The organism is Bdellovibrio sp. GT3, from assembly GCF_037996765.1.
Taxonomy (GTDB): Bacteria; Bdellovibrionota; Bdellovibrionia; order Bdellovibrionales; family Bdellovibrionaceae; genus Bdellovibrio.
Genome location: NZ_JBBNAD010000005.1, coordinates 513,365 through 527,820, shown reverse-complemented (window position 1 = coordinate 527,820; position 14,456 = coordinate 513,365). Strand labels below are relative to the sequence as shown.

Here is a 14,456-nt window from a genome sequence, read left to right as displayed (position 1 = left end):
AACGGGGTAGGGGGCCGGTTAAAAAAAGGTCATTAAATAAACTTATGGAACCTATTGGCGAATACGTAATGGAATGATTTCACCCTTGTCTACTGTCAGAGAGATAACAGGTCGGTCAATCTCGCGCTCAGAGCTCATAGAAAGGCTTCCCAGCGACCCTGGAAACTTACTTAGGCCGATAAGCTTAGCCGTCAATTCTTCGCGAGAATCGGCTCCTGAAGCCACCAGCTGGCGCAGGATCAAGCCGGCATCGTAAGCCTGAATTTCAATAAGTGAAGGTGCCTCGCCATAAAGATTCTTGTACTCAGAAGCAAAGCGGGATTGGTCCTGAGTCGTAGGGGCGATGGAGTCCACAAACATTAAACTATTGGCGAAGTTACCAGCGCGTTTTGCAATGCCGGCTGTGTTCCAAAGATTTGTACCCATCAGCTTGACGCCGCGAACGTCACTGAATGCGAGCATTGCAGCAATTTGACCCATCGCTTTAGCGCTATCGGGGATGAAGATCGCATCAAAATCCGTAATCGGTGGGAGTACGTTTTCTGTGTTATCGCCGCGAGCTGAGCGTTTCTTATCAGAATGCTTAAGCTCTCTCATGCGCAAATTGAACTCGTCCTGACGGCCTTCGCCGTAGTATGTGCCGACCAAGCGTTGAATAACCAGTCTGAAGTCAGTTTCTTTGTTGGAGTATGTTTGAATCGCAGTGATTTTCCCACCGCGTGCCAATACTTCATCCCAAAAGATATTTGTGAATTCCACACCATACTGATCATTTGGATAAAGCACTGCGAATTTCTTCATGCCCATATCGTCCATTGCTGTACGAACCAGCTGACGAACCTGCATTTCACTTGTCAGTGAATTTCTGAAAACGCTGGGCCCGATTTCCGTCAAGCCAGAGCGCTGGGAAAGCGCGATGCTAGGAACTCCTAATTCATCTGATTTGGCAGCGACTGCGGGCGCGGTTTTGCTTAACAAGCTGCCGACGACTGCAATGACGTTGTCTTCCTTAACCAGGCGCTCAACCCCGCGACGGGCTGAATCTGGATTTCCTTCGCTGTCCATTACCGCAAGTTTAAAGCCGGAACCTGGAACGTGAAGTCCCAAGCCCATTTCAAGACCACGAAGGGCGCGTTGACCCACAGGGGCGTTTCGACCACTTAGTGGCAAGACCACACCGATAGTCTTTGATTGAACGTTTTTAGCAGCATCAAGCTGTGAAATAATATCTTGTGCACGGGCCGCCAGATCGCTTTCTGGAAGATAGTCTATAACACCGGCGTAGTATTTTTTAGCTTTGGAAATGTCGCGCTCTTCAAGGGCTTTATCAGCCAGTCTGGACATCGCATGACCGCGAAGGTAACCATAGTCCGAGTTGTCAGCGACCTCTTCAAGTTGCTTTTCATTTAGACGATTCTCAACGTCTTCGATGGCGCGAAGACGATACACGTCTTGTTCTTGCTTGGTTGGTGCTTGAACTGAAAGAACCACCAGGTCTTTAAGGGCAATTAATGGATCAGAGGAAGCGGCAGGTGCAGCAGCCTCTGGGGTGACTGGAGCTGCAGGCGGCGGCTTAGCCGACATGCCTGACATTCCTTTGCCTTTTTTACCATTCGTTTTGCCAGCGACGGGAGCTTGCTTGGTCTCCGTTCTTTTTGTTGTGGCAGTCGTACAAGATGCGATTACACATACGGAGACAATCAGAGCGAGCTTCGCTGTCATTTTCTATTCCTCATCAAGTGAGATACTTTGTCGTGGAAAGCCTTCACCATAGGTGTTGCTTCTCCGGCCTTAGCAAGTTCTTCGATCAATTCTTTTTGACGGCTGGACAGGTTATTGGGAGTATCCACCAAAATTCTGACCATCATATCACCAGACCCAAAACCACCGATTTTAGGGAAACCTTTGCCCTTTAAACGGAACGTTTGTCCAGAGTGAGTGCCCGGCGGAATACGAATCATCGCCTTGCCAGTCAGAGTGGGAACTTCAATATTGGTTCCTAAAATCGCATCCGTATAAGTGATTGGAAGATCCAGGGTCACATCGTTTTCAGCACGTTTAAATAAAGGATGGTCCTGCAGGGCAATGATCACATAAAGATCACCAGGAGTGCCGCCACCGCCATCTCCCTCGCCAGCAAGTTTAAGACGTTGTCCTTCCTTAACTCCGGCTGGGACATTAACAGAAAGCTTTGCGGATTCTTCTTTGCTGCCACGTTGGCGCATGAAGCTGATTACTTTTTCAGTACCTACCGCAGCTTCTTCATAAGAAACATTCAATGTATAACGAAGATCCGTTCCTTTTTGCGGGCGACGAGTGCGTGCACCCGCACCAGCACCGGCGCCGGCACGACCACCAAAAATATCGCCGAAGACATCACCAAAGATATCCTGGAAGGGATCTCCACCCTGGCCACCACCAGCACCACCATAGCTGCCAGCATTGCCAAATCCACCGAAACCGCCAGCCCCACCAAAGGGACCACCAGCTCCGCCGCCACCAAATCCAGCACCGGCATGACCAAACTGATCATACATCTCACGCTTTTTGGTGTCGCTGAGGACCTCGTAAGCTTCACTCAGTTCCTTGAATTTCTCCTCGGCCTTTTTATCTCCGGGATTCTTATCCGGGTGAAACTGCATCGCCAGCTTGCGGAAAGATTTCTTAATCTCATCCGCAGTCGCTGTACGCGAAACATTCAAAAGGGAGTAGTAGTCCTTCTTAGACAATCAATTCCTCTTATTCTGGCTTTCTCGCAACCACCACTTGGCCGGTGCGAATCACCTTGTCGTGCAATTTGTAAGGCTTTTTGAAAACGCGCGCCACATGTCCAGGGGCAACTTTATCAGTGGCCTCTGAGCTAAGGGCTTCATGAATGTTCGGATCAAATGGAATACCATCAGACGCGATTTCAGTTACAGAGTGCTTAGTCAAAAGATTGCGCAGTTCCGTCGCTGTCATTTCAATGCCCTGTTTAAAGGTGTTCAGGTTTTCAGCGGTTACGTTCACTTGCAATGCACGGTCGAAATTGTCCACCACGTCCAAAAGATCGCGGATAAATCTTTCGCCACCATATTTCATCAACTCAGAACGCTCTTTGATCGCGTTTCTTTTATAGTTTTCAAACTCTGCGCGCAGGTACATGAAGTCGTTTTTATATTTTTCAGCCTGCTCTTGCAGCTTTTGGATTTCAGAAGATACGTCGAAGTTTTCTGATGTTTCAGGATTTGAATTTTGAGAGTTGTTTTCCTCTGACATGAAAGTTCCTTTCGCAATACTTAAGATTGTGTATTCATTGAATATTGTCAATTAAAGCAGGATCAGATTTTTCTGACCTAGACATCCTCTTGGAGGAAGGTAAGTTCTTGAAATACTTTGTTGCTAATTACTAAGCCGTCTCGTGTTAGGGACCAGTGGTTATTCTCCTGTTGAACCCAGCCATTTCCAATGAGCTTGTTCATGATGCTGGAAACCTGATGATAAACCGCAACAGGGAACTTCTCCTGCAACTCACGCTCATTGAGACCGCGCATTAAACGCATTGAGGTATGACAAAAGTCCGTAAGAGCCTGGTGCATTTCAAGTTCTTCCACCTGGGCTTTCGGGAGATGTGCAGCCGGCGAAGTAAATTCTTTGCCTTCAAAATCCAGAATCTGTTTTTTGTATTCACCAATGGAATTGAGATTCCAGTAGCGGGTACCCCATTTTGATTCTTTGGAATACGAATGAGAACTTAGTCCAAGACTCCAATAGGGCTGATCAATCCAGTACAACATGTTGTGACGGGACTCATAACCTGGAAGTGCGAAATTAGAGATCTCATATTGTTGAAACCCACGACCCGTCAATTCACTGGCAATGAAATCAAACATATCAACCTGCTCTTCTTCAATGGCGCGGCCTTTTGAGAGCGGGTGGCCATCAGGAACTGTCAGGCAATATGGACTGATATGTTTGGCGCCTTGCTCAACTGCGATGCGAACATCATTTTTCAAACCATCCAGCGTCTGAGATGGCAGAGCGAAAAGAATGTCGAAGCTGAAGTTAAGGTTGTGAGCCCGCAAAAGGTCCAGGGTTTCGAGAGTTTGTTTTGCCGAATGTTCGCGATGCACCATTTTTAACAAACGGTCATCGAAAGTTTGAGCACCAACACTGAAGCGATTCACTCCATGGTCGATGTACATTTTCAATTTATCTTTGTCGACTGTCGCTGGATTGATCTCGATAGTGATCTCAGTATCGGGTCCAGTTGTATAGCCATATCTACCCAGCTCTTTGATAACAGCTACAATAAGATGAGCAGGGATCAAACTTGGTGTACCGCCACCAAAGTAAAGTGTGTCTAACTTTTGAGGCTGATAATAGCGATGCTTTTGGCGAATCTCCTCAAACAGCAATTGGACGTACTGATCCGGCGGCAAAATCTTACTTTGCTCGTAAGTCGCGAAGTCACAATAAGTGCAGCGCTGGATACAGTAAGGGATGTGAACGTAAACGCCAAAAGCCATGGGAGTTATGTAGAGTATGTCTAAGAAATTTCAACTAAAAAACGGTATGAAAGTCCTTTTGTTAGAGAGTCACAAATCCCCTGTGGTCTCAGTTCAAATGTGGGTGAAAACAGGCTCTGCAGACGAAAAAAAGGGTGAAGAGGGGATTTCTCACTTTATTGAGCATCTGGTCTTTAAGGGCACCCGCAAGTACAAAGTGGGCGAAATTGCCGCGACCGTCGAGGGTTCCGGTGGGGAGCTGAATGCTTATACTTCCTTCGATCAAACTGTTTTCTATGTGACGATTTCCAAGCAATTCACAGACGTGGCGATGGACGTCATCAGTGAAATGATGGGTTTTCCCACTTTTGATCCTAAGGAAATCGACAATGAGCGCGAAGTCGTCTTAGAAGAAATCAAACGCGGGCAAGACAGCCCAGGACGCCGATCCAGCCAATTGCTTTTCTCAAATATCTTCCGCAAACATGAATACGGCATTCCAGTTATTGGTTACGACAAAGTTGTAAAAAGCGTTAGCGCTAAAAAGATCCGCGAGTACTATCAAAGTCGCTATGTTCCTTCGAATATGTTCCTGGTAATAGCCGGGGATTTCGAATCCAAAGAAATGAAAAAGAAGGTTGAGCAAATGTTTGGTGGCTTCGCGCCGTTTAAGCTGCGCAAGACCAAACACACCAAAGAGCCTGCCCAAAAAGATATTCGCATTAAAGTTGAACAGGCAAAATTCGAAACAACAACTGGCTATCTAAGCTGGCGCATTCCTGACGTGAATCACAAGGATATCGCAGCTCTTGAGGTTTTGGCGGCAATTCTGGGTCAGGGTGATTCATCCCGACTTATGCAGACTTTGCGTATCCGGGAGCCTTTGACAAACTCCGTCGGAGCATTCAGCTATTCGATGCCCGATGATGGTTTGTTTGCCGTTTCTTTCAATCTGGAACCGGAGAACCTGGATAAGGCATTGGACACAATGATTCCGGTTCTTACAAAGCTGATTGAAGAACCTCCATCGACGATGGAAATGCAAAAAGCGATAACGAATTTTGCCAGCCACGAAGTTTATTCGATGGAGACTGTGGATAACATTGCGAGAAAAGCCGGAGGAGATGAATTCTACTACGGGGATCACAATCACTACCGCAAGTATATGAGACAGGTCTACTCTCTGAAGCCGGTCGACATTCAAAAGGTTGCCAAAAAATACTTTAAGGCCAATGCATTCAGTTTGTCGCTAATGACAAACATGGATAAAAAAGTCGCGGACAAATCCATGAAGCGTTTTGCAAAGAACCTTCAAGCCGCCTTGTCTACTGTTAAGGCAAGTAGCGAGAAAACCCCACGTTTCGTGCCAAAAAGATTCGCTATCAACACTGAAGCGGTGAAGCACATTCCTGAGACTCAAAGAATCACTTTGAAATCCGGTGCAACGCTTTTGATTCGTGAACAAAAAGACACTCCGTATGTATCTATGAAGGCGGCTTTCCTTGGTGGTGCCCGTACTGAAGATGGGACAACCAATGGTCTGACAGAGTTGTTCTCCAGAAACTGGTTATCCGGTTCCAAGAACTTTACTGAGGACGAAATCAATCACCGAGTTGATGAACTGGCGGCAGGAATTGGAGCCTTCGGTGGCAGAAACTCCGTGGGTATGTCGATGGACTACCTGTCGCCATTTGAAGACAAAATGCTGGAAATATACACCGACTCCCTGTTGAATCCACAGTTCCCGGCGGAAATTCTGGAGCGCGAAAAAATTGTGCAAAAGAATCAGGTTAAATCAAGAAATGATAACCCATCACAGATTTGCGTGATGAACTTCATGAAGGAAATCTTTAAGAACCATCCGTATTCGCGGGACCTCTTGGGGAATGATCAGTCGATTTCAGCCATCAATCAGGAATCATTGATCAAGTACTATAACAACGTTGCACACGCAAAGAATCTGACATTCTGTGTGGTGGGCGATGTGAATACGAAAAAATGGGTTAAAACTTTAGAACAAGTGACTGCGGAACTTTCTCCAGGAAAGAAGATAGAAAATCATTTCCCGGTAACGAAGATCACTGAATCAAAACATATTTTCCATGAGCTTAAAAAAGAGCAAAGTCATATCATCGTGGGCTATCAGGGTTTGACTCTGAAGAGTCCTGAGAGATACACGCTTGAAATTATTCAATCGATTCTAAGTGGTCAGGGTGGTCGCTTATTCCTTGAACTTCGTGACAAGAACTCTTTGGCGTACTCGGTTTCTCCTATGCATATGGAAGGTATCGAGGGCGGTTACTTCGGTGGTTACATCGGTTGTTCCCCTGAGAAAGCTCAGAAATCCATTCAGATGCTAAAAGCTGAGTTTCAAAAGCTGGCCGAAGTGAAAGTGGGCGAGGAAGAGCTGACCCGCGCACAAAGATATCTGATTGGTCGCCATGATATTGAGTTGCAACGTAAAGGCACGATCTGTAACGCAATTCTCTTCGATGATATTTATGGATTGGACTATCGTGAAAGTCTGGATGTGGCAGACAAGTATTTTGCGATCACCCCGGAAGATATTCAGAAATTGGCGCAGAAAATATTCTCCCAACCAGAGATTATCTCTCTGGTCGGGCCCAATGATATTTAAAGTTCGTTAGCAACCGGCTCGCTCAAAGTAACTTCATTTTGAGCGGTCGTCGGTTTGGAAACTTTCTTTTTCTTGCCCAGAGTGGCGCTGGCTACGATGTTCTTCAAATGATCGCGGGAATCATCATCCAGCATAATCATGAAGCCAGATGGAACTTGTGCGTTTACTCGCACCGCTTTTTTCAAATCCGGATTGAAAAGCATGAAGTCATCCTCTGAAAGCTTGCTGCGCTTCATAAGATCTTTCGCGTTAATGCTTCTGGAAAGCTTCACAGTGTGCAGGTTCAATTGTTTGGCGTAGTTTACGTCTTCATAAATCTCTTTATGGTATCTTTCCGCAAACAAAGCGCCCAGGAATTCTGAATAGAAGTTTGAAGAGGCAAAATCAAATGTTCTGCTGCGATACTTGTCTACGATCTCGCCCAAATCCTGAGTTTTCGTTTTAGCCATGGCTTTGCGCATGCCCGGAGGACCGTGGTTCCACGCGGTGATTGCCAAAGGCCAAGAGCGTTTTAGGATCATATGATTTTCTTTAAGCAGTTGGGCTGCCGCAACGGAAGCCTTGAACGGAGAAGTCCTTTCGTCGATATGGTCAGTGACCACCATGAACTTCTTGCCGGTGTTACCCATAAATTGCCAGATTCCTGATGCACCCACTTTGGATTTTGCGTGTTTATTGAAGCTGCTTTCCACGAATGGAAGGCGAGTCAGCTCTACTGGAAGATTGTAGTTCTCAAAGATTTCTTCCATACCTGGAAGGTACTTAGGACTTACTTCCAAGCCTTCTTGGAAGAAGTTTCTTTGTCCCATTTGCACACGCACGTTGTCCAAAGCAAACTTGGCTTTCTTTTGAACTTCACCGTCCAAATGCGACAACGCATTCATCACACGCGTTTCATCTTCAGTCAGGTTGTCGAAGGTCTTTCTTTTTGAAAGAGATTTAAGAGCAGTTTTGGTTTTTTCAACCTGCTGTTTTACAAGCACATCTGCCTTTTGATTTCTCATCCAGCGAAACTTTGGAGTGTCTGATTCAATAATGGAAGTCACATCCACGACTTCAAATACAATCCACGGATAATCAGTGTGATGGATAAGGCGTTTGTGGGAGTTGTGTTGAGTATAGATATCAAACCAAAAACCCACGCGATTACGCATGTTTTCCGGGATGTGGAAGTCCTCAGCGATTAGATCTTGATAGTCATTCAGAATGTTTTCGCGGTTTTCCACCACAGCTGATTCAGGAATATGTTCTGGTTCGTCGCTTTCCACAGCGTTATTCACAGCTTGCTGGGATTCTTCAAGTTCGCTTTCTGCAACAATAGCTTCAATTTGTGCGTTCATGTCCAGAGTAGGTTTTGGGGAAAGAACGGAGTCTTTAACTTGCTCTATTTTCGCAGTGATATCACCAACTACAGTGTTGGTATCCACAGCTGGAGCTGTGTAGTAATAGGCAGCCAAACCAGTAAGAACTGCGAAAGTAGCGACACAACGGCCGGAGCTTTTGCACTTCTTCATCTTTAATTTGGAAGTCATATTAATCTTAATCATATACACCCGCTCTTTCTTCACAGCCTTAAAGAGCAAGCCTGGTGCCAGGGTATTTACCCATGGGGAACAAATGAGGGGGTGGGGAGTGTATAAAAGTTATACAGGAAGCGCGGAATGGGCTCTGGTGTCTCAGTTTGAGAATCTCACTTAAAATCCAACCAACGTCCTGATTCCCGCAAACAATTAACCGATTCCTCACAAATAATTGTTAGACTTATAGTAAGGCAAAGCGGTGAGTGAAGGATGAAAGATAAACCCGACTCGCAAACGGTGGACCTTTTGGTTAGTCCAGAAGGCTACTTTCAAGAGCTCGTTTCCAAAGGACTCTACGATCGTAAAGTTCAGACGTTTCCTCTTGTCGAAACCTACCTCGTAAATTTACTTCAACAATATCTGGATGCACGCGCATTGTTTGAGGCGGAAAGCACTCTTGCAGAAATGTATCTCCATGCCCATAACGCAGAACAAGCATTGAAGCCCGAAAAGTTTCGTAAGCTTGGAGACAGAGCTCTGTATATCAGCGGCTTTTTTGGGGACTCGTTACAGCGAAAAATTGTCGATGTGGATTACTACGCAAACATCGGTGGAGCTGCCTACACACATCTAGCACACTGCACCCGTGAGGATGGATTGGCGCGTGTTTATAAAACGTTCTCAGCCCGCTTTATTGAGTTCGTTGATGTATTGACCTATATCAGTCAGCACTCCTTTGTTAAGTCGGACGAGAGCATCCTTCGCCTCTATGACCGGTATCAGCGCACGGGATCGGCACTGGCCAAGGAAAAGCTGGTGGAAATGGGTGTTTTGACCCTTCCACAAGACCAAGTAAAGCTTGGCAAACAAGGGTGATTCCACTAATCTGCGACCATGTTTGGCTTAGGCATGTCAGAACTTATATTCCTTGGTGCTTTGGCGCTGATCGTGATCGGTCCCAAAGAACTTCCGCAGTTGGCGCGCACACTGGGCCGCTTTCTTAATGAACTTAAACGTACAACAGGTGATTTGACGGATGAACTGAAGGCACAAGCCAAGTTTGATCCGATTGATTTGTTTGACGCTCCCAAAAAAGCTCCACCACAGAATCCACCTGCCGAACCTTCGGTTGAAGTGAAGTCTGAAGTTGCTGAAGAGGGCGATTGGTCTTCTCCAGATCATGTGCCCCATGGTGGAGTCGCTGATGCCAAAGAACCGCAACAAATGGAACTGAAGGATCTTTCTAAAAAGTCTGACGACGATCAAGGAAGCAAGGGCTAATGGCAAGAACTGAAGAGCTGAACGAAAAGGCCCAATCCCTTTACGAACATTTGGCAGAACTGCGCTTTCGCTTGGTTCGCTGTGTATGGATTCTGTTGATCGCAACAGGTGTTTGCTACTATTTCAGCGAACCTGTTTTTGATTTCATCCGTGGTCCGATTGCGCCCTACCTTCCTGATGGTGGTTTGATCTACACAGGTCCTCTGGATAAATTCATGGCTCACATCAAAATCTCCTTTGTGTTGGGTATCATGATCTCCTGCCCATTCTGGTTGTACCAGGTGTGGAAGTTTGTAGCTCCGGGACTTTATCAGAACGAAAAGAAGTACTCCGTCGGTTTTATCGTTGCGGGTTCAGGTCTTTTCGTGGCGGGAATGGCGTTTTCATACTTTATCGTTTTGCCGATGGCCTTCCACTTTCTGATGAACTACGGTGGCAGCACAGATAAAGCGATGATTTCAATCGATCAGTATCTAAGCTTCTTTACGCAAATGTGTTTGATGTTTGGTGTGTCGTTTGAGTTGCCCTTGGTGATTTCAATTCTGGGAATGATGGGGATTGTAAGTTCCAAGTTTCTTAAAGAAAAGCGTCGTTATGCGATCATGGGGCTTGCCGTTGCGGCAGCAATTATCACTCCGCCGGACTTGATGAGCATGGTGATGATGCTGATCCCAATGGTTCTGCTATATGAAGCAGGCGTTTTGATGGTTAGTATCTTCGAGAGAAAGCGTACGGCTGAATACCGCCAAAACCAACGCGAATAGAAGTTTTCAAATTTGGACATAAAAAAGGGGAGGCTCGAAAGCTTCCCCTTTTTATTCTTTGCGAAGTACCGATTAAGGCTCTTCGAACTTGATCAAAACAGCGCCAGATTCAACTGAATCACCCTGTTTAACTTTGATCTCTTTGATTTTTACATCACGAGCAGCGCGCATTTCGTTTTCCATTTTCATCGCTTCCATGATCAAAAGTGGCTTGTTCGCTTTCACGACGTCGCCTTCTTTTGCAAAGATCTCGATGATTTTTCCTGGCATACCAGCTTTAAGCTCCATATCGCCACCGAAACCGCCGCCTTTTTTCAAAGATTCATGCAATAGCATTTCATCATTGAAGATCTTAATCGAACGGAAGGAGTTACGTGTAAACACCGTGTATTCCGTGTCTGAACCCACAACGTCGATCAGGTACGATTTCCCTTGGAAAAGGAAGCTGATGTACTCTTCAGCGTGCTTATAGTCGTTCTTGGAGATTTCGTGGTGAACCCACTCTTTGCCATCTTGTTGCAAAGAAACTTTCCAAGTGTGACGGCCTTCCGTCACATCCACCTTGTATTTGATTCCTCTAAGTTCTGCTTCGAAATACATGTTACGTCCTTAACTGAAGTTTACGGCCAACGCTTCTCCAAGTGGAGCGAACGTTAAGCTGGCGGATATCCTTCGATTTACGATCGTTGTAGGCCTCAATAGCCGCTGCGATCAAGAACACGGGGTCGTCAACTTGCTTGAACATAACCGGTTCGATAACTTCGAAGTTTTTCTCGATAAATTGTGTCGTGTAAGTGCCATCACGGAACGTCGGGTGATCCAAGATCGTTTTGTGAAGAACGATATTTGTTTTAATACCCGTTAGTACGAACTCGGACAAAGCACGTTGCATACGATCGATGGCTTCATTACGAGTGTCACCCCAAGTGATCACCTTGGAAATCATCGGATCGTAGTAAATAGGCACGTTGTAGCCAGGATAAGCATAAGAATCCACACGCATGAACGGACCTTGTGGATGGCGGCAAGCGCGAATCACACCAGGGCTTGGTTTGTACGTTTCAGGATCTTCTGCACACACGCGGGCTTCAATAGCGTGGCCTTTTTGCTTGATGTCTTCTTGCTTAAAGCTCAAAGGCTTGCCAGCAGCTACGCTGATCTGCTCACGAACCAAGTCCACACCAGTCACGATTTCTGTGATTGGATGTTCAACTTGAAGACGTGTGTTCATTTCCATGAAATAGAACTCTTTAGTCGTATTATCAAAGATGTATTCGATCGTACCAGCGCCTACGTAGTTAATCTGTTTCGCTGCGCGAACAGAAGCCTCACCCATGCGCAAACGCACTTCGTGAGGAACAGAAGGGGATGGGGATTCCTCGATGATCTTTTGATTACGGCGCTGAACAGAGCACTCGCGCTCAAACAAATGAACGTGGTTACCGTGTTTATCACCGAATACTTGGATCTCGATGTGTTTCGGATCGTTGATGAACTTTTCCATGTAAACAGTTGGGTTTGCGAAATAGTTCTGACCTTCAGAGCGGCAAGCACGGAACGCACTTTCCACTTCATCCATCTTACGAACGATACGCATCCCTTTACCACCACCACCGGCAGTGGCTTTGATGATAACCGGAAGACCGATTTTTTCAGCGATCTTCGTAGCCTCTTCAACAGTTTCAACACCGCCATCAGAGCCCGGAACAGTTGGAACACCAGACTTCTTCATCAAAGCTTTTGCAGAGATTTTGTCTCCCATGGATTCGATGTTGGCGACTGTTGGTCCGATGAAAGTGATTCCCGCCTCTTCACAAGCTTTTGCAAACGTCGTGTTTTCAGACAAGAAACCGTAGCCAGGGTGGACTGCATCTGCGCCAGCCTTCTTAGCCACTTCCAAAATTTTTCTATAATTCAAATAGCTTTCTTTCGATGGAGAAGGCCCAATGTGGTAAGCCTCGTCCGCCAAGAAAACGTGCAAGCTATCACGATCGGCATCAGAGAAAACGGCAACTGACGCGATACCAAGCTCGCGGCAAGCGCGAGTGATACGAATTGCGATTTCCCCACGATTTGCGATCAGGATTTTTTTAAACAATGCCATGTTCGCTCCTACAGAGGGATATTTCCGTGCTTTTTAGCCGGAGTGATATCGCGTTTATTTTTTAGCATTTCCAAAGAGTCGATGATGCGCTTACGAGTAAGAGCTGGATCGATAACTTCATCAGTGTAGCCAAGTTCAGCAGACACGTACGGGTTCGAGAACTTCTCTTCGTACTGAGCTGTCAAACGAGCTTTTTCTGCTGCTGGATCTTTTGCTTTGTTGATCTCTTCGCGGCTGATGATGCTTACTGCACCTTCAGCACCCATCACTGCGATTTCTGCAGAAGGGTAAGCCAAGTTCACGTCAGATCTTAAAAGTTTAGAACCCATTACGATGTAAGCACCACCGTAAGCTTTACGAGTGATCACAGTGATTTTAGGCACTGTCGCTTCAGCGTATGCATACAACAATTTAGCACCGTGAGTGATGATACCATTCCATTCTTGATCTTTACCTGGCAAGAAGCCTGGAACGTCAACGAAGGAAACAACAGGGATGTTGAAAGCATCACAGAAACGGATAAAGCGAGCCGCTTTACGAGAAGCCTCGATATTCAAGCAACCAGCCAAATTGTTTGGTTGATTTGCCACGATACCAACTGGGCGACCGTTGAAACGAGCAAAGCCCACGATGATGTTTGCAGCAAAGTGTTTATGGATCTCTAGGAAGTAACCCTCGTCCACGCACTCTGTGATGATTGAAAGCATGTCGTAAGGTTTCTTAGGGTTGTCTGGGATCAAGTTCATGATCGCTTCAGTCAAACGGTCCGGACGATCTGTGTTTGGCAACGCCGGGGCATCATCCAAGTTGTTTGATGGAAGGAAGTTCATCAATTCGCGGATTAGCAACAAGCAGTGCTTATCGTCTTCAGCCGCAAAGTGCGCCACACCTGATTTCGCAGAGTGAGTCGTTGCGCCACCTAGTTCTTCTTTAGTTACTTCTTCATGAGTCACAGTCTTGATAACATCAGGACCTGTTACGAACATGTACGAAGTGTTTTTAACCATGAAGACAAAGTCAGTGATAGACGGGGAGTAAACCGCGCCACCCGCGCAGGGCCCCATGATTGCTGTGATTTGTGGAACCAAACCAGAAGCCATCGTGTTGCGAGTAAAGATATCAGCATAACCACCAAGTGATTCGATACCTTCTTGAATACGTGCTCCACCCGAGTCATTGATAGAAATGAAAGGTGCGCCGTTCTTGATTGAAAGGTCCATCACTTTGCAGATTTTGTTTGCTTGAGTGCGGGACATAGATCCACCGATAACAGTGAAATCTTGAGAAGAGACATAAACCAATTTGCCGTTGATGCGACCGTAACCAGTAATCACACCGTCGCCAGGAACAACGTTCTTGTCCATGCCGAAGTTTGTGCAACGATGAGTAACGAAACGATCCATCTCAACGAAGCTGCCTGGATCCAAAAGAACATCCAAACGCTCGCGCGCAGAAAGTCTGCCGCCTTGTTTGTGTTTCGCAACACGAGCAGCTCCGCCACCCGCCATCGCGGCTTCATTTCTTTTTTCAAGGTCAGCAAGCTTAGCTTGAATACCTGTAGATACTTCGCTCATAAATTCCTTCTTTAACGTTTGAAAAAACGGAAGGAATATTTCTACCAACGAGCATCTGAGTAATCATCTTAAAACGACAGACGCAGAG

12 protein-coding genes are annotated in these 14,456 nt (G+C 46.1%); 4 read left to right on the top strand and 8 right to left on the bottom strand.

Annotation, left to right across the window (positions count from 1 at the left end):
• Window positions 1–51: 51 nt before the first annotated feature.
• From AAAA73_RS09920 to hemW, 4 genes are all read right to left on the bottom strand, one after another.
• A complete protein-coding gene (locus tag AAAA73_RS09920; RefSeq protein WP_340598147.1) occupies window positions 52–1,722 on the bottom strand; it encodes a penicillin-binding protein activator in 1,671 nt (556 codons plus the stop codon).
• Window positions 1,719–2,729, bottom strand: coding sequence for a DnaJ C-terminal domain-containing protein (locus tag AAAA73_RS09915; protein ID WP_340598146.1), 1,011 nt, complete (start codon window positions 2,727–2,729; stop codon window positions 1,719–1,721). Before AAAA73_RS09915 ends, AAAA73_RS09920 begins: the two co-directional genes overlap by 4 nt.
• 10 nt (window positions 2,730–2,739) lie before the next feature.
• Window positions 2,740–3,258: a nucleotide exchange factor GrpE gene (locus AAAA73_RS09910; protein WP_340599368.1), complete on the bottom strand. Its 519-nt coding sequence runs from the start codon at window positions 3,256–3,258 to the stop codon at window positions 2,740–2,742.
• 77 nt (window positions 3,259–3,335) lie between these two features.
• Window positions 3,336–4,508, bottom strand: a complete 1,173-nt coding sequence (gene hemW / locus AAAA73_RS09905; protein WP_340598145.1) for a radical SAM family heme chaperone HemW — start codon at window positions 4,506–4,508, stop codon at window positions 3,336–3,338.
• 16 nt (window positions 4,509–4,524) lie between these two features.
• Here hemW and AAAA73_RS09900 point away from each other — a divergent pair, with 16 nt between their 5' ends.
• The gene (locus AAAA73_RS09900) at window positions 4,525–7,125 is read left to right on the top strand and encodes a M16 family metallopeptidase (RefSeq protein WP_340598144.1); all 2,601 of its coding nucleotides are present in this window, start codon (window positions 4,525–4,527) and stop codon (window positions 7,123–7,125) included.
• Here AAAA73_RS09900 and AAAA73_RS09895 read toward each other — a convergent pair.
• Window positions 7,122–8,672 (bottom strand): lytic transglycosylase domain-containing protein, encoded by a 1,551-nt coding sequence (locus tag AAAA73_RS09895; RefSeq protein WP_340598143.1) that lies wholly within the window; start codon window positions 8,670–8,672, stop codon window positions 7,122–7,124. The genes AAAA73_RS09900 and AAAA73_RS09895 overlap by 4 nt on opposite strands.
• Window positions 8,673–8,915: 243 nt before the next feature.
• On the opposite strand from AAAA73_RS09895, the gene AAAA73_RS09890 reads away from it, so the two are divergent.
• From AAAA73_RS09890 to tatC, 3 genes are read left to right on the top strand one after another with little or no spacing between them, the layout of a single operon-like run.
• On the top strand, window positions 8,916–9,521 hold the full coding sequence (locus AAAA73_RS09890) for a hypothetical protein (protein ID WP_340598142.1): 606 nt from the start codon (window positions 8,916–8,918) through the stop codon (window positions 9,519–9,521).
• A gap of 18 nt (window positions 9,522–9,539) precedes the next feature.
• Entirely contained in the window at window positions 9,540–9,926 is a 387-nt protein-coding gene (locus tag AAAA73_RS09885) for a Sec-independent protein translocase subunit TatA/TatB (protein ID WP_340598141.1), read from the top strand.
• Window positions 9,926–10,690 carry a twin-arginine translocase subunit TatC gene (tatC, locus tag AAAA73_RS09880; RefSeq protein ID WP_340598140.1) on the top strand — a complete coding sequence of 255 codons (765 nt, stop codon included), beginning with the start codon at window positions 9,926–9,928 and terminating at the stop codon, window positions 10,688–10,690. Before AAAA73_RS09885 ends, tatC begins: the two co-directional genes overlap by 1 nt.
• 72 nt (window positions 10,691–10,762) lie before the next feature.
• Here the strand turns inward: tatC and AAAA73_RS09875 are convergent, their stop codons facing one another.
• Genes AAAA73_RS09875 through AAAA73_RS09865 form a run of 3 tightly spaced genes read right to left on the bottom strand, consistent with a single transcriptional unit; the run spans window position 10,763 to window position 14,368 of the window.
• On the bottom strand, window positions 10,763–11,290 hold the full coding sequence (locus AAAA73_RS09875; protein WP_340598139.1) for an acetyl-CoA carboxylase biotin carboxyl carrier protein subunit: 528 nt from the start codon (window positions 11,288–11,290) through the stop codon (window positions 10,763–10,765).
• Window position 11,291: 1 nt separating this feature from the next.
• Window positions 11,292–12,788: an acetyl-CoA carboxylase biotin carboxylase subunit gene (accC, locus tag AAAA73_RS09870; RefSeq protein WP_445292038.1), complete on the bottom strand. Its 1,497-nt coding sequence runs from the start codon at window positions 12,786–12,788 to the stop codon at window positions 11,292–11,294.
• 14 nt (window positions 12,789–12,802) lie between these two features.
• Entirely contained in the window at window positions 12,803–14,368 is a 1,566-nt protein-coding gene (locus tag AAAA73_RS09865) for an acyl-CoA carboxylase subunit beta (RefSeq protein WP_340598137.1), read from the bottom strand.
• Between the last annotated feature and the right edge of the window lie 88 nt (window positions 14,369–14,456).